Source organism: Actinoallomurus purpureus (genome assembly GCF_024055795.1).
Classification (GTDB): Bacteria; Actinomycetota; Actinomycetes; order Streptosporangiales; family Streptosporangiaceae; genus Actinoallomurus; species Actinoallomurus purpureus.
The window spans coordinates 56,626-83,169 of the sequence record NZ_JAMXMY010000007.1 but is presented as its reverse complement, the minus strand read 5'-3'; the positions used below and the strand labels follow the sequence as shown (position 1 = coordinate 83,169).

The 26,544-nt window shown below is 65.1% G+C and carries 17 protein-coding genes; 15 read left to right on the top strand and 2 right to left on the bottom strand.

The genetic code is table 11. The features are described 5' to 3' along the window. Positions 1–3 precede the first annotated feature (3 nt). The 7 genes from NE236_RS15035 to NE236_RS15005 all read left to right on the top strand — a co-directional run bounded on the left by NE236_RS15035 (position 4) and on the right by NE236_RS15005 (position 7,563). The gene (locus tag NE236_RS15035) at positions 4–1,413 is read left to right on the top strand and encodes a WXG100 family type VII secretion target (protein WP_252842584.1); all 1,410 of its coding nucleotides are present in this window, start codon (positions 4–6) and stop codon (positions 1,411–1,413) included. Then, positions 1,349–2,494 carry a S8 family serine peptidase gene (locus NE236_RS15030; protein WP_252842583.1) on the top strand — a complete coding sequence of 382 codons (1,146 nt, stop codon included), beginning with the start codon at positions 1,349–1,351 and terminating at the stop codon, positions 2,492–2,494. Before NE236_RS15035 ends, NE236_RS15030 begins: the two co-directional genes overlap by 65 nt. A gap of 146 nt (positions 2,495–2,640) precedes the next feature. Then, positions 2,641–3,294, top strand: a complete 654-nt coding sequence (locus NE236_RS15025) for a YbaB/EbfC family nucleoid-associated protein (protein WP_252842582.1) — start codon at positions 2,641–2,643, stop codon at positions 3,292–3,294. Positions 3,295–3,296: 2 nt separating this feature from the next. Continuing rightward, positions 3,297–3,677 (top strand): hypothetical protein, encoded by a 381-nt coding sequence (locus NE236_RS15020; RefSeq protein WP_252842581.1) that lies wholly within the window; start codon positions 3,297–3,299, stop codon positions 3,675–3,677. 3 nt (positions 3,678–3,680) lie between these two features. After that, the gene (locus tag NE236_RS15015; RefSeq protein ID WP_252842580.1) at positions 3,681–4,364 is read left to right on the top strand and encodes a WXG100 family type VII secretion target; all 684 of its coding nucleotides are present in this window, start codon (positions 3,681–3,683) and stop codon (positions 4,362–4,364) included. A 1,201-nt stretch (positions 4,365–5,565) separates the two neighbouring features. Beyond that, the gene (locus tag NE236_RS15010) at positions 5,566–5,976 is read left to right on the top strand and encodes a hypothetical protein (protein WP_252842579.1); all 411 of its coding nucleotides are present in this window, start codon (positions 5,566–5,568) and stop codon (positions 5,974–5,976) included. 198 nt (positions 5,977–6,174) lie between these two features. Continuing rightward, entirely contained in the window at positions 6,175–7,563 is a 1,389-nt protein-coding gene (locus NE236_RS15005; RefSeq protein ID WP_252842578.1) for a glycine--tRNA ligase, read from the top strand. An 89-nt stretch (positions 7,564–7,652) separates the two neighbouring features. On the opposite strand, the gene NE236_RS15000 is transcribed toward NE236_RS15005, so the two are convergent. Both NE236_RS15000 and NE236_RS14995 read right to left on the bottom strand, forming a co-directional pair. Further along, a complete protein-coding gene (locus NE236_RS15000) occupies positions 7,653–7,838 on the bottom strand; it encodes a DUF397 domain-containing protein (RefSeq protein WP_252842577.1) in 186 nt (61 codons plus the stop codon). Further along, positions 7,835–8,656, bottom strand: coding sequence for a helix-turn-helix domain-containing protein (locus NE236_RS14995; protein WP_252842576.1), 822 nt, complete (start codon positions 8,654–8,656; stop codon positions 7,835–7,837). The genes NE236_RS15000 and NE236_RS14995 overlap by 4 nt, the downstream gene beginning before the upstream one ends. Before the next feature lie 191 nt (positions 8,657–8,847). Between NE236_RS14995 and NE236_RS14990 the strand changes: the two genes are divergently transcribed. The 8 genes from NE236_RS14990 to NE236_RS14955 all read left to right on the top strand — a co-directional run bounded on the left by NE236_RS14990 (position 8,848) and on the right by NE236_RS14955 (position 26,452). Further along, entirely contained in the window at positions 8,848–9,321 is a 474-nt protein-coding gene (locus tag NE236_RS14990) for an ATP-binding protein (RefSeq protein ID WP_252842575.1), read from the top strand. Between the two features lie 120 nt (positions 9,322–9,441). Continuing rightward, positions 9,442–10,887: an ATP-binding protein gene (locus tag NE236_RS14985; protein ID WP_252842574.1), complete on the top strand. Its 1,446-nt coding sequence runs from the start codon at positions 9,442–9,444 to the stop codon at positions 10,885–10,887. 63 nt (positions 10,888–10,950) lie between these two features. Then, entirely contained in the window at positions 10,951–13,335 is a 2,385-nt protein-coding gene (locus NE236_RS14980) for a hypothetical protein (protein ID WP_252842573.1), read from the top strand. A gap of 638 nt (positions 13,336–13,973) precedes the next feature. Continuing rightward, positions 13,974–21,404, top strand: a complete 7,431-nt coding sequence (locus tag NE236_RS14975; protein WP_252842572.1) for a toxin glutamine deamidase domain-containing protein — start codon at positions 13,974–13,976, stop codon at positions 21,402–21,404. 190 nt (positions 21,405–21,594) lie between these two features. Further along, a complete protein-coding gene (locus NE236_RS14970; protein WP_252842571.1) occupies positions 21,595–21,861 on the top strand; it encodes a hypothetical protein in 267 nt (88 codons plus the stop codon). Further along, a complete protein-coding gene (locus NE236_RS14965; protein ID WP_252842570.1) occupies positions 21,858–22,253 on the top strand; it encodes a hypothetical protein in 396 nt (131 codons plus the stop codon). Before NE236_RS14970 ends, NE236_RS14965 begins: the two co-directional genes overlap by 4 nt. Positions 22,254–22,408: 155 nt before the next feature. After that, positions 22,409–24,604, top strand: a complete 2,196-nt coding sequence (secD, locus tag NE236_RS14960; protein ID WP_252842569.1) for a protein translocase subunit SecD — start codon at positions 22,409–22,411, stop codon at positions 24,602–24,604. A 774-nt stretch (positions 24,605–25,378) separates the two neighbouring features. Further along, positions 25,379–26,452, top strand: coding sequence for a monodechloroaminopyrrolnitrin synthase PrnB family protein (locus NE236_RS14955; protein WP_252842568.1), 1,074 nt, complete (start codon positions 25,379–25,381; stop codon positions 26,450–26,452). The last annotated feature ends 92 nt before the right edge of the window (positions 26,453–26,544 follow it).

Sequence of the window (26,544 nt, the reverse complement as noted above, 5' to 3'; positions counted from 1 at the left end):
ACCATGGCTGTTGACCACCAGACCTACGTCATCAAGAGCGGCGGACGGCCCGCGGGCGCCGGCTCCTACGGCGACGCGGAGACCGTCAAGAACATGATCGCCGCGACCCAGCCCGGGAAGATCACCACCGCCGCCCAGGCTTACGACGCGATGGGTACCGCGCTCAACGACGTCCAGACCGCCATCTACGACGCCGCGAAGGTCCTGGCCGACCACTGGAGCGGCCCCGCGGCGGACGCGGCCCAGGATGCGCTGCGCCACCTCTACGGGACCGCCAGCGAGCTCGTCATCCGCAGCAACGAGACCGCCAAGTCGCTGCAGTGGTACGGCGGATCGATCCTCCCGATGTACAAGAACATCAAGTGGCCCAAGAACACCAGCTCACCCGCCGCGACCACCGCAGCCGCCCAGGTGATGAAGAACCTCAACGAGCGCATCGCCCAGACCTGGGACGGCATGCCACCCCAGATCGAAAAGAACCTGCCAGACATCCCAGACCGAGGTGACGGCCCCGGGGACGGAAACCCCGGGAGCGGCACCGCATCCGGAAGTGGCGGTGGTGGGGGCACCACGGGCGGATATGGCGGATTGGGACGGCCCCGGGTTCCGCATTCATCCCACGAGCAACTCCCGCCGTCAAGGCCCGGTGGAGATCTCTCACCTGGAAAGCCGAGACATCCAGGGGGTTCCTCCGGAATCCCGAGCCCCGGTGGCACGGATCTGGCCGGTGCGGCGCCTGTGGTGCCACATTCGACTAGCGGAGGCCTCGGTCTCGGTGATCCACTGCTTGGTGGTGGTGCTGGTGGCGCGCCTCTGGGATCGGGAACAGGGGCGTTCGGGACAAGCGGTCCGGGAGGAATGTTCGTCTCAGGCACTGGGCTGCCAAGGCCGGGTGCCGGGAGACTGAGCATTCCGGGGGAGTCTCAGCAACCGAGCACTGGGCGGGGTTCTGCCGGAGTGGTTGGGCGGAGCGGCGGAGACGAGGCTCCTCTGGCATCCGCAGGGGGACGGTCCGATGAGAAGGAGCGCGAACGGACCACCTGGCTTGCGGAGGATCGCGATCTTTGGACCGGCGGCACCGAGGCTGTCCCGGATGTGATTGGACAAGCACCGAACCGGTTTGGAGACAGCAAGTCGGACGATGACGAGTTGTTGACTATCGACGAGCTACAGGAACTGCTGGACTTCGTCGATGAGTCGGCAGAGGAGACTGGTGAAGATCTCAGCCAGGCATCGATGTTGGGCCTCACCGACAGATCCCTCTTCGCTCTTGACGCCGAAGCGTCCGCTGACGTCGGTACGGAGCTCGGAATCTCGCAAAGGCGCTTCGACGTGGGCGAAGCGCACGTTGTCGACCTTGATAGTGATGTCCTCGGTCTTGATAACGACACCTCCCGCGTACAGCGAGACTAGGCCACGGGCGGAAGAGTGGTGGTTCGGCACGTGGGACATCCAGGAGAAGGTCTGGCCGATCACCAATGGCAAAGGTGTCACGGTGGCGGTAATCGACAGCGGCGTCAACGCGCGCCTTCCCGAGCTGCGTGGTGCCGTAATTCCCGGTGCCGACATGGATGCTGGCAAGGGCGACGGCCGTACCGACTTCGACACGCAAGAAAACGGCCATGGAACCGCGATGGCAGCCTTGATTGCTGGCCAGGGGGCAGGTAGCGGAATGGTCGGTGTAGCGCCCGGGGCCAAGATCCTTCCGATTCGCGCGAAGGCTGGCAACCGAGAGATTGAGAACGGGATTAGATATGCCGTTGATCACGGGGCCAGTGTGATCAACATTTCTCAGGGCGTGCCGAGTCCTGATTGGGTCGGCTGCGGAGAATCAACCCAACAAACCATTTCCTACGCTCTAAACCACGACGTGGTGATCGTAGCCTCTGCAGGCAACGATGGTGACGGCCCTAATGACAAAGAGTGGCCCGCAGAGTGCCGTGGCGTCCTTGCTGTGGGAGCAGTCGACCATACGTTCAATCCGTGGGTGAAGACGCAGCGCCAGCCATACGTTATGGTGGCGGCACCAGGCGTGCGCGCAGGATCGGTCAACAAGAGTGGCGAGTTCGTTCCAGTTTGGAATGGCACCAGCCAGGCATCTGCGCTGACCTCGGGTGTCGTTGCACTGGTGCGATCGAAGTTCCCCAAGATGTCCGCAGGCGAGGTCGTGCAGCGCATTACTTCCACTGCGCGTGACGTTGGAGCGCCGGGCCGGGATGACGCTACCGGTTACGGTCTCGTACGGCCCTACCATGCTCTGGTTGATAAGGCCACGGGTGATGTACCTAACCCGCTGTCCGGCAAATGGAACAGCAGTGGCGCCAGCAAGATCGCTTCTGGAGAATCCAAGCCATCTCGGGCACCAGTCGCCGTCAAAACAACTGGGCGTCCTAATAGATTTCCCATCTATGTCGCTGCAGGGGGTGCTATGGCCATAACATTTCTCGCGCTATATGCGACCCTAAAAAGGAAGGGGCGACGACGGATCCCTTAGTGGCAATCTATAGGCTGGTAAGCCGACTGTGAGTGATCGCAGATTGAGGTGAAAAGCCGCCTGCACTCGAACAATCTATTAACTTATGCTAGGGGGTCAAAGTTATCTCCGATGATCTCGCTCTGGCTCGAGCGACATTGCAGCAGATGGGCGAGTGGAGCAAGAAGAGCTCTCGTCTACTCGAAACGAAACTTATCAGCCGAGGTGATGATAAGGAAATTGTCGTCGCGACAGCTAATGGATTGGGGGAGCTTCTCAAGCTTGTTATCGCCGAGCGTGCCCTGGATTATCCGTATGGGATTGACGACAGAATTACGATGGCGATTAATCGTGCGCGCGCAGCGGGGCGTGAGTTCGGTAAAAGATTCGACGAATTGAAGTATCCTGCTCTTCGGACGCTACGGAGCCTTGGAGATAGCATCTTCGATGCGTCGATTTATGAGAGCTACGATTATGTCGACTACTCGGACTCTCAGAACACAAGGAATATTATCGCGGAATGCTCTGAAGTACTACAATCGATGGCGCGCGCAGCGGAGTCGTTCGATGGCAAGTTTGTGCGCCGCGAGATCGGATCTGGGTTCGGCTACATCGAAACCAATCTCGCGGACACTAGGGTCACCGTCAAACTGCATCCGAGCTCCCTCAAGAAGATCGGAGTCGATCGACTCGCAGACCAGGTCGTCAGGGAGCTTAGCAACGCGCAGTCGGAAGCTCGGAGGATCCGATTGCAATCTCTCCAAGATTTTGCGCTGTGGTGGCGACGGCAGGCGCCTGCTAGCTTTGATATGAAGGGATAGGAATGTTTGAAAACTTTAGCGTCGAGCGGCGCCAGCTCAAGAAGCACGCCGTCCTATTGAACGATCTTAGAGAGCAATGGAGCACCACCATTCCAGCTTCCTTGGGGGAGCTTTATACCGACGGGGACGAATTTACGATAGCAGGAGATGACTTCGTCTCGTCCCTTGAGTCTGTGAGAGCGCGCTACTCGAACGATATAGTTCCTGGAATAGCCAGCCTAATGGCAGAGGTGGTTAGCGGGCTTCAATGGGTAGCGAAGAACTACGGTGATGCGGAAGCCGCCTCGACTGTTTCACAAGGAGGAGAGAGTCTGCCAACGCATCAAGTGCAAGTGCCAGGTGACAACCCTGGAGATATCCTCGGTGGAAGTGTGAGGAATTAACCTATGGCGGAGAGCTTTCCTGGGCCGGTCAGCGCAGCAATTTCCCTCGCATATAAAATCAACCCATCGCTCGGCGGGGCGGTAGAGCAAAATATGAAGGGCTTGTGGGGTGATCCGCCATCAATCCGGGAGTCGGCGCTGCAGTGGACTAAGCTAGGGGTGGATGTCGATAATTCGACAAAGTCGATTAAAAATGCAATAAAGGTGCTTGGTGAGCACTGGGAAGGTCAAGCAAAAGATGCATATGTGAACTGGATGCAGACACTAAATGAGGACTCTATAGCGGTTATCGGTAATCAATTTAAGAAAATCTCTGGAATCCTTACTTCGGTAGCGGACGATGTTAATGCAATGAATGGTGAGCTGACTCAGCTTTGTACCTGGTTCGTTGGCGTGGTGGGGGGTATTCTATTCAAGAATATGGCTGGAAAGGCCGAGGCAGCCGCTGCGGCAACTATGTTTCTTGATAAACTCTCGGAATTCAATACCTCCTATATCAATAAATTGGCGCCACGTGTAGCAGAGATAAGTCAAATCGATGCCGAAATAGGCGAAGGCGTTATTGGAAGGATGGTTCAGCATGTGCCAGATATGAATCACCCATTCCCTTATCAGGTTAGGCAGTTTGCTGACTCATATAAGTGGAACATAATGGGCGATTGGCGAAAATGGAACTATACTAAATAACGTCTGTCTGTCTCACTCGGAGTGACTGGTGACTTCAGAAAAAATCATTCTCAAGGCCACATTGCGATGGTCGGGCGTGGTCGGCCCGGCTTTGTTGGGGGTTGCATGTAGTGTCGTGGCATTGCTCGCGGGTGAGGAGATGGCGCGCTTGGGGATTTATGCAGCGATTTTTTTGATCGGACTGGCCGTTAATGTTGCCGAAACTGCTTTGTATCGCGTTGAGCTTGACGACCACAAAGCGGTGGTTCGAAGCTGGAGAACGAGATTTGTTCCTAGAGGGGCCATAGATCGGATTGAGATTCGCCGCTCAGTGGTAGGCCGGCGTGTGATGTTGATATGCACCGATGGAACAAGCATTAGGTTGCCTGTTCCGCGGCACTCGGATGCCAATTGGGAAGGAGCTATTCAGCAGATAGACGATTGGCGTGTAAGGTGAGGTCGAGCTTGATGATATTGTTGATCTTGACCGCAAGTGATTAGAGAAAGTGAGGGAGTGGCTTTTAGTAAATGGCGAGATACTCCTCTGTTTCTTGGACGGGGCTAGATCGTTTCTCGTCTGGCGAACCACAGGAAATTTGTGCAGGTCTCCAGCGCCGGTGACGAAGCATGGCTGCTCGCGTCTCCCGAACGGGATGTCGCCACAGTAACCGTGGTCACTCTCCGTGGAATGTCGTGGCCAAGGTTGCCCATACCTTGACGGGCCTCCACCAGTAAGAGCACGCGGCGCGCACAGCGACCGAGGCGGCCGGGAGCGCGCTGGCCGCCGTGCATTTCCGCTGATGCGGCTGGATTGACCGCCGCACTGATGGACGCTGGCCTCCATGCGCCGTTCATGTCGCCTCGGTGAGATGCCTTCTGTTTAAGGGGCTAAAGCAGTGCAAGATCGGTGCCGACGGCGGGGCGTTTGCGTGATGCGGGCGGTCCCTCACTCAGAGTTGCCTTCCGGCTCGCTTCCTTAGGAGGGGCGGTCATCGGGCGCCTCGGCAAGTCTTGAGACGTGGTTCACACAGTCTTGACGGGTTGGTTGCGGTGCAAGATCATTCCGTGGTATCGGGGGTTAGGGGATGATCGGGGTGGTGCTGTGGCCGGGCGGGGGTCCGTTGCTGGGTGTGGTCTGGGGGGTCTAGCGATTGGGGTCGTTCTTGTTCTCGGCGGGTGCGGGGACAAGTATGAGCGCACGACGGTTTCGGATCCCTGCAGGTTGCTCGACCGCTCGCTCGTTCGGCATCTGACCGGCAAGAGCCAGGGCACTGGTGACACCTTCGGTGCCGGCTCCTGGGGATGCCGATGGAACGACGAGCAGGGTGTCGCGCTCTACCTGGATCTCCGTGTCTTCAAGTCCAAGCGCTATCGCGACGACCTTCGCACCGCACGGAGCACGTACGACCAGATGACGCGACCGGGAGCCGGCCGTGCCAGGTTCACGCGGATCAAGAACGTTGACGGCTTGGCCTGCTGGCGGGAGGACGCGCAGGGGATGGAGATCTTCGTCAGGCGGTACGACGTGGTCGCGCGCATCTCCTCCCCGGGGCTCCGGCCGGCGGCGCGCAAGCACGTCAAGACCGCTGAGATCGCGCGACTGCTCGCCGAGAACCTGATGCATCATCTCTGACGCGCCCGCGGTTCAGGTACGCGGCCGTCCGGTGCCGTCGGCGTGATGGTGCGTGACGGGGTATTGGAGCGCGCGACCGGCGGCGGTGTTCTAAGCTGAGTAGCACAGGCGCCGTGGCCGGACCTGCAGGTCGGCCGCTGGCGCCGTACGTCATATTCGCGGGGAACCCGCCGACCGCCAGCCGGATGGAGATCACTCATGGCCCGTCGTTCCGAAGTGATGGAGACCATCGTCAACCTCAGCAAGCGCCGAGGCCTGGTCTTTCCATCGAGCGAGATCTACGGCGGCCTCCGCGCGTCCTGGGACTACGGCCCCCTCGGCGTCGAGCTGAAGAACAACGTCAAGCGCCAGTGGTGGAAGTCGATGGTGCAGGGCCGCGACGACGTCGTCGGCCTCGACTCCTGCGTGATCCTGGCCCGCGAGGTCTGGGAGGCCAGCGGCCACGTCAGGGAGTTCGTCGACCCGCTGACCGAGTGTCAGTCCTGCCACAAGCGGTACCGCGCCGACCACCTCATCGAGGCGTACGAGGAGAAGCACGGCAAGGCTCCGGAGAACGGCCTGGTCGACGTCGTCTGCCCCAACTGCGGCACGCGCGGCGCCTTCACCGAGCCGAAGATGTTCAACGGCCTGCTGAAGACCTACCTCGGCCCGATCGAGGACGAGTCCGGCCTGGCCTACCTGCGACCGGAGACTGCGCAGGGCATCTTCATTAACTACGCCGCCGTGCAGCAGGCGGCCCGGCGCAAGCCGCCGTTCGGCATCGGCCAGATCGGCAAGTCGTTCCGGAATGAGATCACGCCGGGCAACTTCATCTTCCGTACGCGGGAGTTCGAGCAGATGGAGATGGAGTTCTTCGTCGAGCCGGGCACCGATGAGGAGTGGCACCAGTACTGGATCGACACGCGCCTGCAGTGGTACGTCGACCTGGGCATCTCCAAGGACAACCTTCGGCTGTACGAGCACCCGAAGGACAAGCTGTCGCACTATTCCAAGCGCACCGTCGACGTGGAGTACCGCTTCAACTTCCAGGGCAGCGAGTGGGGCGAGCTGGAGGGCATCGCCAACCGCACCAACTTCGACCTGTCCACGCACGCCAAGCACTCCGGTCAGGACCTGTCCTACTACGACCAGGACAAGGAACAGCGCTACGTCCCGTTCGTCATCGAGCCGGCGGCCGGCGTCGACCGGTGTCTGCTGACGTTCATGATGGACGCCTACAACGAGGACGAGGCGCCGAACGCCAAGGGCAAGCTGGAGAAGCGCGTCGTGATGCGCCTGGACCACCGGCTCGCGCCGGTCAAGGTCGCGGTGCTGCCGCTGTCGCGTAACACCGACCTGTCGCCGAAGGCCAAGGACCTCGCCGCGCAGCTGCGCCGCAACTGGAACGTCGAGTTCGACGACGCGGGCGCGATCGGCCGGCGCTACCGGCGCCAGGACGAGATCGGCACACCGTACTGCGTCACCGTCGACTTCGACACCCTCGAGGACAACGCGGTGACGATCCGCGAGCGCGACTCGATGGCCCAGGAGCGCATCGGCATCGACCAGGTGGAGGCATTCCTCGCCACCCGTCTCCTCGGCTGCTGATTCACGGCGCCCGGCGGGCGTACGGTCTGTCTGGAACGTGATGAGCCCCTGTCCGGTGACGGACAGGGGCTCGGCCGATTAGCGCGGGGTCACCTGGGCTCGAGGTCCCGTCGGCCGGTCGCGGAGGTCAGAACGGCGATCTCGACGCAGTCGCCGCCCGTGTTGGTGCTACGGCTGCTCTTTCGCCAGACGGCGATCTCGACGCAGTCGCCTCCCGTGTCGGTGCTGCGGCTGCTCTTTCGCCAGGGGGAGGTCGACGGGCTTGGCGTGCTCATAGGCTCTCCAATACCTCGTGGAGCAGTTTCAGGGTCTCGTCGGTGGACATCGCCGCGCCCCTGATCAGGTCGTAGCGTAGCGCGTACTCACGGATCGTGGCCCCGTCGGCGACGACCTGCCCGCCCACGTGGCCCTCGGTGTACACCAGGTCGGGGCCATCGTCGAAGCCCAGGATGGTGAACGCTCCCGGCAGCCCGGCGTACGCGCCTGTGGTGCTCGGGACGATCTGCAGCGTGACGTGGGGCTGTTCCGCGACCTCGATGAGGCGGCCGAGTTGTCCGCGCATGACCTGAGTGCCGCCGATGATGCGGCGGATGACGCCCTCGTCGAAAATCGCGACGATGCGGGGCGGCCTCGGGCGGCGGAGGATCTCCTGACGTTCCATTCGCTTGGCGACGAGTTGGTCGACCTCGTCCGTGGTGCGGCCGGCCTTCAGGACCTCGTAGGCGTACGCCGGGGTCTGGAAGATCCCCTTGACCACGCTGGGTTCGAAGACGTACATCCGTGATGCCTCGGACTCGCGTGCGACGTAGTCGGCGAAGCCCGGCGGTAGGACGGCGAGGTGGCGGGTGTCGTTGATCAGCTTCCAGAGCCGGACGAACAGCCCGTTCGTGGTGAAGTGCGTGTCGGTGTCCTCGGCGAACTTCTTCGAGGGCATGTTCTTGCCCGCTTCGAGCTGACCGATCAGCTGGGGTGTGTACCCGAGCGTCTCGGCGAGTTCGACCTTGGACAGCCCGGCCGTGCCGCGCCAGGCCTCCAGCTCTGCGGCGAATGCTCGGATCGCGGGGGATTCGTACGCCTCGCGTCGTGCCACCATTGCGGCCTCCAGGGGGTAAACCGCGTCCAGGTTCGGACGATCGGGTGATGAGGTTGCGCCGCGGTGTGCCGCGGTTCGTCGCAAAGAGTAACCGAGCGTGTGAGTCTGGTCACGTAATTCGGTGGACGAACCTCGATCGGCGGTGATCGTGTGGTTCTCACCGGAAGACCGGAATCGGGGAGGGCTGTGGGATGTCAGTGACATCGGGCGCCGAAGGGGGAGACGGCGAGACGGTGCGGCGGCCCGAGAGTCGTGCCTACGGGCTGCCGCTCCCGCCGCATCCCGTGGCCGCCGAGCAGGCGCGTATCTTGACGAAGATCGCGCTCGCCGACTGGAACATTCCGGAGGTGGCCGATGACGCGCTGCTCATCGCCGCCGAACTCGCGACGAACGCGATGAAGATCGGCGATGTCTTCAGCATCGCCCTGTCCCGTCGGGGCGACGCGGTCCTGATCGAGGTCAGGGACAGCAGCGAGGCGTCGCCCGACTGCCGAGCGCGCTCTATCGATCGGGTGGACGGACGGGGCCTGCTCCTCGTGGCGGCGTGCTCGCAGGACTGGGGATGGAGGCTGGAGGAGCAGGGCGGCAAGACGGTGTGGGCCGTCGTCGGCGGCTGCGAGGAATTCGCCACCACCGTCAGACCGGCGGACGACGTCGGGGTGTGACCGCCGATCGCGGGCGCAGCGGCCGCCTCGCTCAGAGCCGGAGGTTAGCCTGCAGGTGATGGAGGACTGTGTTTCGTCGAACTATACTTCGACGAAATGTACCCCTACTTACGAGGCCGCATGATCGCCAAGCCGACCCACCTGTTCGATCGGGACTTCGAGTGGCGTCACCTGGCGGCCTTCGTCTCCCGGAGACCGGATCGCCCGCAACTCGGAGTGGTCAGCGGCCGCCGACGGCAGGGCAAGACCTACCTGCTGGAAGCCCTCACGCGGCAGTGCGAGGGCTTCTACTTCGGGGCGACAGAGGCGACCGAGACCGAGTCCCTGGCGCTTTTCGCCCAAGCGCTCGCCGAATATCTCGCCATCCCTGTGCCCACGCGGTTCACCGGATGGGACGAGGCGATCACGTACCTCTTCTCCGTCGCAGACTCCCTGCGTGGGCCCGTCGTCATCGACGAATTCCCCTATCTCAGCAAGGCGTCGCCCGCGCTCCCTTCCATTCTGCAGCGGGAGCTGGATCGCGGAGTGTCACGGGGAACGCCGATCTCGCTCCTGCTCTGCGGCTCCGCGATGTCGGTCATGGGCGGCCTGCTCGCGGGGAGCGCCCCGCTGCGCGGGCGCGCAAACCTCGAGCTCGTGATCCGGCCCTTCCCCTACCCTCTGGCTGCGCGGTTCTGGGAGGTCACCGAGCCACGCGTCGCCGTGCTTCTGCACGCGATCGTGGGAGGCACTCCGGCCTATCGCCGCTTCGTGAACGACCAGACCCCGGCGTGTCTCGACGACTTCGACGACTGGGTGCTGCACACCGTCTTGGACCCGGGAACGCCGTTGTTCCGCGAAGCGCGCTATCTTCTGGAAGAAGAGGCCGACGTCCGCGATACGGCGCTCTACCATTCGATTCTCGCCGCCGTTGCGAGCGGCAACAACACCAGGGGCGGTATCGCGGGCTATATCGGACGTAAGGCCGCCGACATCGGACACCATCTCAACGTCCTGGAAGACTGCAGCCTGCTGCGCCGGGACGCGGATCTGTTCCGCAGCGGACGGTCCCGCTATCGCATCGCGGAACCATTGATCGTCTTCTACGAGGTCGTCATGCGACCGCGATGGGGCCTGCTGGAGAGCGGCAGGGCCGCCCCGATCTGGACGGACGCAAAGCCCCGGTTCTTCTCCCAGGTCGCTGGGCCGCACTTCGAGCAGATGTGCCGGGAGTTCGCGACGCTCGCGCCAAGCCATGTCTTCGGTGACCTCCCCGGTGACGTGGGGGCCGGTGTGGTCAGCGGGGGCCGCGAACAGATCGAGGTGGACGTCGTCGTCCTGGGGCCCGCGGTCCCCGGCGAGCCGCGCCGGGTGCTGTCTCTCGGCGAGGCCAAGTGGGGCGACGTCATGGGCGTTCGGCACGTCGACCGCCTGCGTCGCGCACGGGACCTGCTGGGCGATCGCGGCTACGACGTGCGGGACACCGTTCTGGCCTGCTACAGCGGGGTCGGCTTCGACGAACGGCTCCGAGACGGCACGGACGGGGTCGCGTTGATCGGCCTGGATGAGTTGTACGACGTGTCCTGATTACGACCGCCGGTCGGCGCTCCGGCTCCGATCGAAAAGAGCTACCCCAGGAGCACCGCCGCGATGGCCACGCCGCACGTCGATCCGCAACTCGGTCGCGAGGAGCCGGACGTCGCCGAACGACGACTCCTGCACGCCGCCGCCACCGGAACACTCGTCGACCTCCGAACCGGTGACGCGCGGCTCGACGATCTCGTGAACGCGGCAGCGCGGGGAGCCGAGCGGACCGTACGGGCCGGGGTGCTGATCGACCTGCTCACCGGAGAACGGACACCGGACGGCGGCCGGCTACGGGCGGTGAAGTTGCGCGGTGCTCGTATCACCGGCGAACTCGACCTCGAGGCGGTCGAGCTGATCTGCCCGCTCTTGCTGGCCGACTGCCATTTCGAGCAGCCGGTCAATCTGCGGGAGGCATCCGCACCGGCCATTCGCCTGCCCGGTTGCCACCTGCCCGGGCTGACCGCGGACCAGCTGCGCACCGTCAGTGATCTCAACCTCGACGGCCTCGTCGCGGAGGGAGGCGTCACCCTGGGCGGTGCCCGAGTCGGCGGGAGCCTGTCTTTGAAGGCGGCACACCTCACCGGTCCCGGCGCCTACGCCCTGCGGGCCGAGGCGCTCACCGTCACCGAGAGCATGTGGTGCCGGGACGGCTTCACGGCCATCGGCGAGATCCATATGCCGGGCGCACGTATCGGCGGCCAGCTCTCCTTCGTCGGCGCCCGGCTGTCGAAGCCGGGCGGACGGGCGCTGACCGGCGACAGCATCACCGTCGAGCAGGCCATGACCTGCCGGAACGGATTCACCGCCGAAGGCGAAGTGCGCCTGCCCGGCGCGCACCTCGGGCGGCTGTCCTTCGTCGGCGCCCGGTTGTCCAATTCGGGAGGTGACGCTCTGATGGCCGACGGCCTGACCGTCAAGCAGAACCTGGACGGCCGGGAGGGGTTCACCGTCGAGGGGGAGGTCCGCCTGGTCGGCGCTCGCATCGGGGGCGTCTTGTCGCTGACCGGGGCCGCTCTGACCAACCCCGGCGGTTGCGCGCTCCGGCTCGACCGAGCCACCGTCGACCAAAGCGTCGACTGTGACGGGACGTTCGTCGCCGAGGGAGAGGTGCGGCTGACCGGTACCAAGGTCGCCGGCTATCTCTCCTTCCGGGGAGCATGCCTGAGAAACCCCCGCGGGCGCGCGCTGAACGCCGACCGGCTGGCAGTCGAACTCGGAATGTTCTACGACGGGGGCGCCGTCGCCGAAGGTGAGGTTCGGCTGACCGGTGCGAAGATCGGCGGCCGGCTCTCCTTCGAAGGAGCCTGCCTGGACAACCTCGGCGGGAGCGCGCTCAACGCGGACGGCCTGACGGTCGAACAGGCGATGTGCTGCGACGGGGGATTCACCGCCAAGGGCGAGGTGCGCCTGCCCAGCGCGCGCATCGCTCAGCTCACCCTCGATGGTGCCCGGCTCAGCAACCCTGGGGCGATCGCGTTGCTCGCCGACTCGCTCACCGTCGACCGGGGCATGTCCTGCCAGAACGGGTTCACCGCCCAGGGTGAGGTTCGTATGCTCAGTGCCCGTATCGGAGAGGTGTTCTCCCTCGAAGGGGCCACCATCTCCAACCCGGGTGGCCGGGCCTTGTGCGCCTTCCGGCTCGCCGTCGAGAACGACCTGTACCTGCGCAAAGGCTTCACCGCCGAAGGAGAGGTCCAACTGTCCGGCGCGCGGATCGGCGGCCTGCTCCACCTGGCCGGATCCGTACTCTCCGCCACGGGCGGGCAGGCGCTGGACCTGGAGGGCGGCAGGGTCACGGCGCTGTTGCTGCTGCTTCGCCGACGACCTGACGGCGTCGTGAACCTCACCAACGCCCAGGTCGGCATCTTCGAGGACGACGAACGAACCTGGCCTACCACCGTGCGATTGCACGGATTCGTCTACAACGCTCTCGCGAACGACACGGTCGGCGTACGGGCCCGGCTCGGCTGGCTGACCCGTCACCCTGGTGGTTACGTCCCCCACATCTACGATCAGCTCGCTGCCGCCTACCGTCGCGCCGGCCGCGAGGACGCCGTCCGGCGGGTGGCGCTCGCCAAGCAGTGGCGACGCCGCCAGGTCCTGGGTCCTTCCGGGAAGCTGGCGAACTGGCTGCTGTACCTGACCGTCGGCTACGGCTACCGCACCTGGCTGGCGGCCGTCTGGCTGGCCGGCCTGCTCGCTCTCGGCACCTGGGTCTTCACGGATGCCTATCCGCACGAGCTGACCCGCGCCGACGCGCACGGCCCGGGTTTCAACGCGCTCGGCTACACCCTCGACGTGCTGTTGCCGATCGTGGACCTGGGCCAGCAGAAGGCCTGGCAGGCCCACGGCGGCGCCATGTACTGGTCGTGGGCGCTGACGGCAGCCGGATGGGTCCTCACCACCGCCGTGGTCGCCGGCCTGACCAGCCTTCTCAAACGCGACTAGGGCCTGTCTCAAAGTCCCCGTCCGTAGCGAGCGGTGTCCAGGTGGTGCCTCGCGAGGCGGAGGAGGGAGCCAGCCCGGTGTTGGCTGGCGACTCCTCCCGGGGTCCCCGCGGAAACGCGCCGGGTCGGCGAAGCCGTCCCTCGCGTTTTTGTGGGGTGGGGCGACAACGCGGCGAGGCGCCGCCTGGGCGCCGCGCAGTAGGACAGTGGGGCTTTGAGACAGGCTCTAGCGGCCGTACCGTCCGGATCGGACCAGGATCGACCATCCAGCGGTGACCGCGGCGATCCTCTTCGGAGGTCGCCGCCGACGATGTGACAGGGAACAGGCCCTTCCCTGCAGTAACACCTTCCGGTATCACTTACGCTGACCATCTCTCACCAGCAACGACAGCAACCTCATCGATGGCCGAAGACGACACATTCCCTGTCACATCTCAGCGCGACCCGTGACCGGACTCTCGGCCGGGCCCGCCAGAGGTGACGCTTTGTGAGGCGGAGGCCGCGCGGGGGCGCAGGAAGGGTCGGGTCATCGTGGTATCCACCACCGACCGGGGGCGTAGGCCGGCAGCGGCATGGCGGGCCTCAACCCACAGCACCGCGGCGCAGCCTCCCGCCTGTCTGGAGGCCGCCCCCGGACGGATGATCGACGGCGTTTTCATCCCCTATCTGCCCGCCACGCCGACCGTGTCGAGCCACACACTCACGCCCGCGCCACCCGTCACCACCGCACACGATGAGAGGGCTGCCTCCGAGCCCGATCTGCAAGACACGCCCGCCGATCTGCGTACCGCACTCGATGATTGGCTGATTTGGTCCTCGAAGTTGGGGGTGGACATTCCGGCCGCGGGGACACAGGACCTCAGTAACATCTTGTCGCGGGCGGTCGAAAGCCAGTCGCTCGACGAGGTGGCCGAGGTTGACACGACTGGATTGTCGATGGATCACGTCCATCGGGAGTTCTCGGACTTGCGGCTGGACGGGACCGGCGACGAGATCCGCAAGGCTTTGAAGAACTCGCGGTCCGGTTCGTACGACATTCGGATGCTCGCCTTCCTGGAGCAGCGATCCCGGGCGGATCACGGACGCAGCCTGCTGGACGTGATGCCCGACATCGCCGTCAATTGGCGGATCGCGAGGGTCATCGCGAACCGGAACGCGAGGTCGGCACCCGCCCATGTGCGGGACGGCCACCGCCGACTTCCCGACGACGTCGTTGAGTCGAGTTATCCCTGGCTGCCCGAGGTCAACCCGTTCCATTCCTGGGGCGGCGACTTCTTCACCAACTGCGTACTCGCTGCGATCGGCACGGACCTCACGCTTGAGGAGGCCATGCTCGAACCGGGCGAGGATTCGGCGCTGCGCCGGTACAACTACTATTCGGTCTCGCCGAGCGAGATCGCGCCGCGCGAGTACATCGAGAACATGGGCAAGGGCGAGTCGGTCGCCGTGCCCGGATACGCGGCGATCGTCGACGCCATGACCGAGGCGGGCCGCGGGGCGCGAGGCATCGTCATCGTCGATAGACACGTCTACAACGTGGTCCACGACAAGAACGGTGTCGTCTTCCTGGACGGTCAGAAGGGCCGCCAGGCGATCCTGCCAGCGTGGTTCCAGAGGCTGGAGTTTCTGCCGACCAGCGATGATTTCCCTCGCGAGAGTATCGCCGTCAACCCGAATCCGGGACCGCCGTCCCCGTTCCTCGGCGCATACGGCTTTGAGCTCGAGACAGCCATTCTCGTCCACGGGCTTCCGCCTGGTGTGGAAGGGACGAGTGGCTTCGTGCTGGCCGCCAACAAGCGCCTAGGCTACCAAGCCAAGATCGATGGTCGTCCCTTCTATCGTGACACTGAGGGCAAGTACTACCTGACCCGTTCTCATTTCGAGCAGTCCGGTAAGGAGCAGGGGGAGCTGGTCCGCGGGTCGATCGTGGAGTTCGTCTCGACGCCGTTCGGAGCAACGGGGCAGCCCGATGATGCCCGGGCCGACGACCGTGCCACGGTGATGGCGTCGATACGCGAGAAGCTTGAGGTCCTATGGGAGACGGTCACCGAACACCCTGACCATCGTCCGCAGCTGCCGGCGCTGGAACTCTTCCCCGAAGAGGAGGGCTGGGAACTCTTCCCCACACTGAAGGACTTTGAGGTCGACGAGGGGTGGGCGGGGGCGGGGGCTGCGACGCTTGAGATCCTGCCGATCACAGCGCCCGGCAGCGATGCGCCGGTGTTGTACCCCCAGTACACCGCGGGTGTGCCGCTGACCGAGATGCATGATTTCCTCAAGTACGCCCTTACAAAGACGGACGCCATACCGCAGCTGGTGGAAATCGTCTCGGGTGGGCTCGACTTCGGGGACGAGCTTGCCCAGAGGTTTGTCGAGTGGCGCTTCGGGGCGACGGTTCCGCGAACGTCGCTCGACAAGCTCGCTGAGATCGAGTCGGTATCGGCCATCCGCAGTATGGCTGCCCTGGTCTTTCCGCACATCGCCGCGCGGATGATGACTTACCTCTATCCAGGAGCACTTTCTAAGAACTTCCTCGTGGTCGCCTCACGAGTGGCCTTCGCCGGGATGCGGCGGCAGCTCTCCGACGACGCGAAGACCTTTCTGGAGCAGAACGCCCAGCTCGTCAGGGATTCGCTGGTGAATCAGGTCCGCCGCGCTTTTCCAGACTTCGACAGGGACTTCTACGAGAAGGCCACGACTTACCGCGGGACTTACCGCCGTTTCTATGCCTTCGCGAAACGGCTGCCCGACGGACGGATTGACCTGCTCAGGCTTCCCATCCAGGAAGACGAGGATGGGAAGACGATCGGCGACTACCTGGACAACGCCCTGCTCGACCGGCCTAACCAGTGGCTCGATCAGGACGACGCGCTCGGTATATTCACCCAATTTGATGAGGCCGACACCAACAAGAACCAGCTGACCGTTCCGCTCATTCCCGTGGAACTGCGGACGGCCATTCCGTACCCGGCCGACATCCACGATGTGGAGGAGACCCTCACTTCGATCGACGACGAGCTCGGCCCCATGTACGACCGGGCACAGCGCAAGCGCGGTGGGATCGACCAGACGCGCATCGACGCGTTGCTGATCGTTGATGGCTGGGAGACGCAGAGCAAGTTGTCGCCGCGTTATCCGCGTTCCAAAGAACTTCAGCAGATCGACAAGAGGCTCGCTGCGTGGAGGGATCACGGTCGGTATCTATCCGGTCGCTTCGATTTGAAGCAGCAGCAGTTGGAACAGATCCTGTCCGCGATCGACCAGTGGTCGACGTCGAAGCAGGGTCGTCCCAGTAAGCGGGCTGCGGTGGTTGATCGCCTTCGGCGCGGGATCGAGATCGAGTTGTCCGCCGTGGCTACTCAACGCGATGCCGGACTTCGCGGGACACCACCAGCCAGCAGCCAACCGGCCGGCCGGCCACATGACGAGGATGAGGGATCTACCTCCCGGCCCGATCTGCAAGATACGCACACTGATCTGCCTGAAGAGTTCAGAGATTGGCTGATTTGGTCCTCGGAGTACGGGGCGGACGCTCCGGCGCTAGGTACAGGGCAACGTCCGGACGGGGACGTCGATGTTCCTTCCCCACGGACCAGCCGGCGGCCGACACCGGCGGCGTCGGCGGATCTGGTGGATACGAGCGAGTCCGGCGATGGGATTTCGCCGAGCGCGTCGAGCACCAGCGCGGCGGCGACGTCGTCTGCGGGCGCCGTCGCGCCGGCCGACGTGCCGTCCCGCACAGCTCCGTTGTCGGACCAGGATCTCAGCGAGATTTTGTCGCGGGTGGTCCAAAGCAAGTCGTTCGACGCGCTGGCCGAGGTTGACACGAGTGGGTTGTCGATGGCCGACGTCCATCGGGAGTTCCCGGACTTGCATCTGGGTGGGACCGGCGACCAGATCCTCAATGCTTTGAAGAACTCGTCCGGTTCGTACGACATTCGGATGCTCGCCTTCCTGGAGCAGCAATCCCGGGAGTATCACGGACGCAGCCTGCAGGACGTGGTGCCCGGAATCGTCGTCAATTGGCGGATGGCGAACCGCATCGCGAACCGGCGCGCGGCGCCGGTACGCATAGCAGCCTCCGAAACGAATACGTCCGCCGAACACGACACCGGCCGACACGGCGCTGCGGGTACAGGGCAAAGTCCGGACGGGGATGTCGATGTTCCTTCCCCGTCGGCCCAGCGTGGCGATGCCACTTCTGACGTGCTGAGGCTCAGGGGTGGCGCCGGCGAGTTCGACGGTGACATCATCGACGACTGGGAAACCCTTTCTCGCCTGCCGTTTCATCAGTCGCCGACCCAAGGGCGCTCACCTGCGCTGAAGGAAGTCGACCGCGCCCTCCGCCAGTGGAAGGACCATGGTCGTCTGGCCCCGGAAGAACTCGAGCAGAATGCGCGCGAACTACGGGCCATTCTGGATGCGATTGAATGGTGGCGCGCGGAGAGTAGTCACTCCAACCGGAGAATTGCGGCCATCAATCAGCTTCAGCAGCGTGTCCAGCACGAACTCGACAATGTCATACCGCCGCCGGCTGAAGGCAAGCCGATGCCGGTCGCGTCGCATCCTGCCGATGATGATGATGAGGACGAGCGGCAAGGCCTTCTCGCCCGGGAGGCCACCCAGCAGATGGTCCCCGGAGCCAGGGATCTTCAGATTGCCCGGTGGCTTCTTGCCGACGACCAGGTCAAGGCGACCGTGGGGGCGCGGAAGGACATCGAGGACCTCCGCAAAAAGATCAGTCTTTATCCCCGAGACTCTCCCGTCGCAGAGAGGCTACAGCGCCATGCGGAGCGCCTCGAAGAAGATTTTAAAATCTTCTTCTCGATATGGAAGCGTTTCCGGCAGGAGGTCTCGGTGCGAGATGAGGCACCGAGCCAGCGGCGACGGCTACGTGAGGCTCAGGCCGCGGCTCTAGTCGTGGTAGAACGACGGGGCCGAGATGTCAGCAATCGGGACCGTGCAGCGGCAAACAGCCGGCTCGAGCGAGCCGAGTGGGCGCAAAGGTATTCACACCTCAATATCGACCGCCTGTTGCGGGCCGCGCATGAGCATTTGCGTTCGAAAATGCTGCTGACTACGAATATGCCAGTGCGCAAGATCGACGATCTGCTCGCCGATTCCACGGGAAAGTTCCGCAACTATTGGGAGACCGGAACTACCAATGGCGACGATAAGCCAACGAAACGTCGCAAGATCGAGGAGATATTCGGCTACGCGGCGACCCTAGGGCGCAGCCGTGGACTGCCAGGGCCGGAACGGGACGAACTAGGGGACCTCCCGAAGTACGCCGCTCTGATGTCCCGGCTACGACCCCACGGACTCCAGGACTACGGTTCCGCTGTCTTCGTCTGGAAGCAAGAAGTAAGGGCTAGAGCGACGTTTACGCCGGAGGATAGCTTCGAGTGGGAAGTGAGCGATGTAAGAGGGGCACGTAGTGTCACCGGTCCCGATCATCTTTACCCGTTGCTGGCTTACGGTCAGCCAAAGGCGGTGCGATTGGCGCTCGCCGAAGCCACCGGATTCGCTTACGACCCTGAGCTGCGCGGTGAGCTCAACGCGGGCGTAGACATGCGCGATTACTTTGAGGCCCAGATCCACGGTGATCTGCAGTGGCAGGACCTGGAAAAAGTCGTGATCGTGTACTACGGCGGTGGGCGAGATGAGGCCGAACGGTACAGCCAAAGACTCGAGAAGTACGCCCGCGACAAAAAGCTCGATTTCGGCGTCGAGCTGTCCCCCCTTGGTTCCACTGAGCAGCCAGCAAGCGGCTCCACCAATGATTTCTCGTCGCCCAAGCGTGGCGACGTCCCTTCTCAGCCGCTGAGGCTCAGGGGTGGCGCCGGCGAGTTCGACGGTGACATCATCGACGACTGGGAAACCCTTTCTCGCCTGCCGTTTCTTCAGTCGCCGACCCGAGGGCGCTCACCTGCGCTGAAGGAAGTCGACCTCGCGCTTGACCTGTGGAAGAACGGCGGCCTCCGCGACACCGACGGATTCCACCGAAGCGAACGGGGACTACAAAACATCCTGGCCGCAATCGATCGCTGGTTGGATTCTAAAGACCGCCCATCCAACCGAAGCGCGGCGATCTATCGTCTCCAGGGTCGCGTTATACAAGAGCTCGCCAAAGCGGCCGACCAACGGCACCAGGCGGCTGAGATCGAGCCGATGCCACCGCAGCCGGTGGTAGTGCTGAACGAAGACGATCCACATGCGCAGGAACAGATTTCGCCGAGCACTTCGAGCTCCAACGCGACGGCGACGTCGCCTGCGGGTGCCGTCCCGCCGACCGACGTGCCGCCCCGCGCAGCTCTGCTGTCAGGCCAGGACCTCAGTGGTGTACGCCCGGGGCGTCAGCCGCTGTCACCGGCGCAAGTGAAGGACCTCGTCCGGAGGCTGCGGGCCCGGGTCAGTGAGGGGGGCCGGGTGACGGAGTCGGTGGATGAGGTGCGTGACCGGCCAGAGGCCCTGTCGGGGATCATTTCGGCATGGTCCGCGGAGCCGGTCGGGTTCCAGCAGCTGATGGGCGTGAACTTCCCTGACGTGGCGGCGCTGGCGGACGATGTCGCTGAGCGCGTGAGCGATGGGCGGACTGACGCATTCGAGCCGATGTCTGGGATCGAGCACGACACCCTGTCGTTGCTGACCTTGGCGGATGTTTACCGGATCAGGCATGGGCGGGATGTGTTCACCGATGTGCCGGCGTTGGCCGACGCGGTGCGGAGGGTGATGGACCGTCGCGAGCCCGACGCACGTCCGCTCAATGTGCCGGCGGATGCGAGTTACGATATCGCGCAGCTGGAACGCGCGCTGTCGGGGATACAGGACCGCCAGGGCGCCGTTGTGGAGTTCGCCATCACGGTCCGGCCTCTTGCCGGGATGAGTGACCAGGGCCATGTGTGGGTGAGTGTCCGGCTTCCGCTGGGCACGCCGGGGCGCGGAGCGGCCCGGTATCGAGGCCGGGTCTTCACCATGGGGTTCGGCGCGGCGAACGCCGCAGACGTACCGTGGTTCGGTTCCTCAGCAGGCGCGGTGTTCAGCCCGGACTTCCAAAGTGTGCCACGGATCGAGGCACCGAAGCAGGTAACGGTGGAGCAGATGCAGAGCGGCGTCGACTTCGCCCGCTCGAAGCAGAACCAGCCTTACCAGTGGCTCCTCAACAACTGTGTGACGTTCGCTGCCGAGATGCACTCGGCGGTGCTGGGCGATCTCGGCCCGTTCCGCTACCGGTCGGAGAAGGTGCCCTTGCCGATCCCCGGAAACCGGGTGGCGCCCCCGGCTCCGGCCGTGATGGATTTCGAACCCGACCACGTGGCGGAGGTCCGGTTCAACGGAGTTCGCACCGACGTGCCATCCCTCGCCGGCCAGTACGCCGAGGCCCTCATAAGGGATTTGCGGGCCGGGCGCCCCGCACCGGCCCTTCGCATCAGCGCCGGTCCAGGCACAGCTGCGAACTGGGCGACGCCGCAGCACCGGATCGCCAAGGTGGTGCGGGACGTCTTCCTGGACAAGGTCCGCTCCAAGCTCGCTGACTTCGATCTTCCCGCAGCGGCACAGATCGTCGGCACACAGGTCCCCGTCGACATCCGTGCCGATCCAAGCATCGGCCGTGGCCGGGTCCGGATCGAGGCCCGCATAACAGCCCCCGACACGAACACCCCCATCGAACACGACACCGGCCGACACGGCTTCGCGGATCCGGCGCCGGGCCGTGTGCGCCCCGACGCGCCATCGGGACACCGCTCGGACCAGCATGCGGGTGATCCCACCGCAGCCGGCGAACCGGCGGTCGGCTCCCGGCCCGATCCGCAAAATGCCGCGGATGGTCTGCCTCCCGAGTTCGCCGACTGGCAGATTTGGGCCGAATGGGCGGAGAGTAGCTACAGCACGCTGGATGAGAACGGTGAGAAGGCGTGCGTGTCGATCGCCGTTGTCGGCCTGAGGCCGGGGCGGGCTGATGACGGCCCAGGTTATCCCTCCGGCCACCGTGAGCTTAAGAGCCTGTTAGCAGACGGTTTGGGTGGGGATCGCGTGTCGGCTCTGGAGAGGGAAGAGGGCTTCTGGTAGTCGAGGGAGTGTCTAGATCACTCGCCCACCAGAAGCCCTTGGATGACTGTCTACCGGTTTCCTGGCGCCAGCGCCAGTTGTGTTGTGCCCGGTTGTCTGTGCTGGGATCGGGTCCGGGCAGGCGCTGGACCTGGAGGGCGGCAGGGTCACGGCGCTGTTGCTGCTGCCTCGCCGACGACCTGATGGCGTCGTGAACCTCACCAACGCCCAGGTCGGCATCTTCGAGGACGATGAACGGACCTGGCCCGCCACCGTGCGATTGCACGGATTCGTCTACAACGCGCTCGCGAACGACACGGTCGACGTACGGGCCCGGCTCCGCTGGCTGACCCGTGGTACTGGCCATCGGCATGGCGGTGGACGCGAACGTGCGATCAGGATCCAAGATCCAGCGCTGACCGCAGTGCTCATCGGATACGGTGGCGGAAAGATCATCGACGGCGGGAGGGCGACGTGAACGACCGGATCGCCCGCCGTCTCCGGATCCTGGCCCTGCTTCTCGGGGTCATCGGGTTCGCCCTTCCCGCAGGGACCGGTACGACGTCGGCGTACGCCGCGTCGGCCAGGTCCCTGTCGGCGGCGTCGGCCTATGGCACGGCAGCGACCGTGTCGAGCGCCGTCGGCCTGGTCACGGAGAAGAGCACGCTCCGGGTCTGGGCCGCCGCGGATGCGTCAAGGTCGTCTTCGCGGCACACGACCTCGGACGCGCCGGCGGTCGTCTGCGGCGGTACGGCGGTCGGCGCGGACCGGCGCCTGCTCGAGCCGGTCGTCGAAGCTCCGGCGGTACCACACGGGGCATCGACACTCACTCCGCGCGGCCGTGGGCCGCCCTCCACCACGGGTTCCTGATCATCACCCGCCACGCCTGACGCGTCGCGGGACCCGCCGACCGCGCGAGCATCCCCGGCCGCACGGCCGCGAGTGACGCGCGTGGCGGGGTTCGTCCGTGGCCCGGTTCGCCGGGCCGGCCCGTATGGAGGCATCCCATTTCTCGTGCCACGGCGGTGCGAGCGCTTCTGGCGTTCGCCGTGATCGCCGCCTCACTGTTCATCACCCTGTTCACGTCTCCGCGCCTGGGGCTCGACCTGCGCGGAGGCACTCAGATCGTGCTGCAGACCCACGACTCCCCGTACGCGAAGGCCGATCGGCGGTCCACCGACCGCGCCGTCGAAGTGCTGCGCAGGCGGATCGACGCCCTCGGGGTCTCCGAGCCGGCGCTCACCCGCTCCGGCGACAAGCGGATCATCGTCGAACTGCCCGGCGTGCAGGACGCCCGGCAGGCCACCGGGGTCATCGGCCGTACCGCGCAGTTGTCCTTCCATTCCGTGGTCCCCACCGGCGGCCGCGCCATGCCCGACGAGAAGGGACAGCCGCTCCAGGTAGGCCCCGTCGCGCTGACCGGGAAGGACGTCGGCACGGCGCAGGCCGGGTTCGACCCGCAGAGCCTGCGCGGCTGGTTCGTCTCGGTCGACTTCCATCATGACGCGGCATGGCAGCGGCTGACCGCGAAGGCGGCCTGCGCCGCGCCCGGCGACCCGGCGCGCAGGGTCGCCATCCTCCTCGACGACAGGGTGATCTCGGCGCCGCAGGTGGACCCGGGCGTCGGTTGTGGTACCGGCATCACCGGCGGATCGACGCAGATCACCGGTGACTTCGGCGAGAAGGACGCCAAGAACCTCGCCGCGCTGATCCAGGGCGGTGCTTTGCCGGTGCCGGTCGACGTCGTCGAGCAGCGTACGGTCGGGCCGACCCTCGGGGCGGAGGCGATCGACGCCAGTGCCCGGGCCGCGGTGATCGGGGTCGTGCTCACCGCGCTGTTCGTGATCTGGATGTACCGCTTGGCGGGCGTGGTGGCCGCCCTGGCGCTCGGCTCGTACGCGCTGATCTCCTATGCGGCGCTGAGCGCCATGGGCGCCACCCTCACCCTGCCGGGGCTGGCCGGGTTCGTGCTGGCCATCGGCATGGCGGTCGACGCGAACGTGCTGGTGTTCGAGCGGGCGCGCGAGGAGCACGCCGCGATGCCGCGCCAGGGGGTGCGGTCCGCGCTGACCCGGGGCTTCCGTAAGGCCTGGTCGGCGATCGCGGATTCGAACATGACCACCCTGCTCGCCGCGGGGCTGCTGTTCTTCCTGGCCTCGGGGTCGGTCCGCGGTTTCGGCATCACCCTGTCGATCGGTGTGCTGGCCTCGTTCGTGTCGGCGCTGCTGGTGACGCGGGTGCTCGCCGAGTGGGCGCTCGGCCGCCGGGCGGTCGCCGCCCGGCCGTCGCTGACGGGGCTGGCCGGGAGCGGGCGGGTACGGCGCTGGATCGAGCGGCGCGATCCGGACGTGATGGGACGCCGCCGTATCTGGCTGTCGGTCTCCGCCGTCGCGGTGCTGCTGGCGGTCACCGGGATCGCCGTACGCGGCCTGAACCTAGGGGTGGAGTTCACCGGCGGCCGGCTCGTCGAGTACTCCACGAGCAGGTCCGTCGACGCGGACACCGCGCGCCGGGCGGTGTCGAACGCGGGGTTCCCGCACGCCGTCGTCCAGGCGTCCGGCGGGAACGACGTCTCCGTGCGTACCGGCGACCTCACCGACGACCAGGAGCACCGGATCCACGAAGCCCTTCAGCGCCACGGCGGTACCGTCACCAAGCAGCGCGACGAGAGGGTCGGGCCGAGTCTCGGCAGTGAGCTGCGGGACAAGGCGGTGATCGCGCTGGGCGCCGCCCTCGGCGGGCAGCTGGTCTACCTGGCGATCCGGTTCCGCTGGACGTTCGGCGCGGGCGCCGTGCTGGCGATGCTGCACGACGTCGTCATCGTCACCGGTCTGTTCGCCTGGTCGGGCAGGTCCGTCGACGGGGTGTTCCTCGCGGCGCTGCTGACGATCATCGGCTACTCCGTGAACGACTCGGTGGTGGTGTTCGACCGCGTACGGGAGCTGTGGAGGGAGGACCCGAAGGCCCCGCTCGCCGGGATCGCGAACCGCGCGGCGCTGCAGACCGTGCCGCGTACGGTCAACACGGGAATGGGAGCGATCTTCATTCTGGCGGCGCTGGCCCTGCTCGGCGGCGACTCGCTGACCGACTTCGCGGTGGCGCTTCTGGCGGGGATCCTCGTCGGCACCTGGTCGAGCGTCTTCACGGCGACGCCGATCACCCTCGCACTGGAGGGCCGGAGACCGGCGGGCACGCCTCGGCCCGAGCCGTACGAGGTGTGAACCCGGTACCGGAATGAGCGGGCACCGGGTTTCGCTCCGGAGCTCGGCGAGACCGGGAAGACGAACGCAGGTTGTGTCGCGGTCTGCGGTCAATGCCCACGTCAGGGTCGCGTGTTCCGCCGCCATGAGGACGTATTCACGGTGTGCCTCCGGCGGGCCGCGAACAGCGATGAACGGAGAGGTCGGGCGGCCGGTTCGAGATTCCCCGCCGTATTTGTACGGGCCGCCGGCTCGGGCATCGGTGGAGTAAGCACGCTTCGCCCTGGTCGGCGCGGCCGACCAGGGCGCCGGGGCATGAGCGAACCGTCGATTCGGTCCCCGCGGTCACACGGAGCACACGAGGAACGCCGGCGGCGCCGCTTCGGTGCGGCTGCGACCGATCCGCTGAAATTTCCGCGTTGACCTGCGTAAATGTGCCCGTGTGGCGTCCGTAGGCGAGCGGGGGTTCCGTGATCTACACGTCTTGACGATCTTCGTTCGCCCCCTCTACCATAGTCCGAAATAGCAGTATTGTGCACTCTGGCGGATGTTGACGCTGCGTGATTACTCGGGCTGGTTCATGCCTGAGAAAAGGCTTTCGGTGTCCGTTTGAGCATGTGGATTCCGTCCATTTCGCTGGTAAGTCATACGCCGCGGAGAGGGCGGAAGGTGTGAGCGAGACGGTGCCTTAGTAAACGTGTCCCGGCTGGTGACGCACTGAGGAGAAGTTCCCCCATGCCTTCTGTGCAGGTTGTTCACGGTGAAGTGATATGCGATCCCGCCCGGATCAGAGCCTTGGATCCATTGTCCGCCGACGGCGTCTGCCTGCGACTGCCCGAGATGAACGCCCGTAAGGACGTCGGGGCGATCACCCGGGCTCTGGCCGGAATTCTTCCTTCCGGCGGCGTCTCCGCGTTCTCTGAGGAGGACTGCGTCGCTGCGATGCGGGACCTCGGTGGGTTCCTCGGCTCACTGAAACGCCATGCCGTCCAACCGGTGGACGCCGTGCCCGGGCTCGAGGAGGTCCTCGTCGAGCTGGGTCGGCGGACGCGGATGGTCCCGCGCGACACCGTGCACCACTACAGCGAGTTCAATCCGAGCGGGCCTCGCCGGCGTATGTACACCGGCGATCCGCAGGAGGACTGCCTGATCGGCGTCACCCAGGTCTCCCTTACCCAGTTGTCCGGCGCGGTGGAGGTGTGCCGGCGGCTGTCGGTCTCCGATCCCGGACAGGCCGAGTTTCCGGTGCTGCTCACAGAACTGGCGGAGAAGATCGGTTCGTTCGACGTGGCGATGAGGGACGTCGCGCGGAAGATCGACCCGAGCTTCTTCGGAAGGGAGCTGCGCCCGTATTTCGAGGACATCCAGGTCGGTGGCGCCACCTATGCGGGGCCCGCCGGCTCACAGGTTCCGCTGTTCCTGGTGGACCTCGTGGTCTGGGCGTCCGACCACGGCTCGGAGGAGTTCGACGAGTTCCGCCGGGACGCGGCACCGTACGCGCTCCCGCACCTGCGGGTACATCTGCCCGCCTGGGAGCGGGCGCCCTCGGCGGTGACGAAGGTCAGCAGAGCTCTGGCCGGGTACCGCTCCATCGAGACCACGCCCACCGTACTGCGTGACTCCGCAGGGGCGCTGGCGGCGACACTGCGCACTCTGGTGCTCTTCCGGGGCAAGCACCTGACCTACGCCCGTAAGGCCTACAACGGCGCGGTAGGCCTCTATGAGGCCGGAAGCGGCGGCGGCACCGTCGATCTTCTCCGAGAGATCCTCGACCTCACCCGGCACAACATCGATCTGTTCGCCGGGTCGTTGTCTGAGCGCGAGAATCCGCGGAAACAGACGCGGCGCCCGCTCGGGGCATCTGGCTGATCCAGGGTGAGGCCCGGTGCCGGGGAAACCGACACCGGGGTTCTCCCGGGGCCTGGCGGGGCCGGGAAACGAAACGTAGGTTTTGCAGTGGC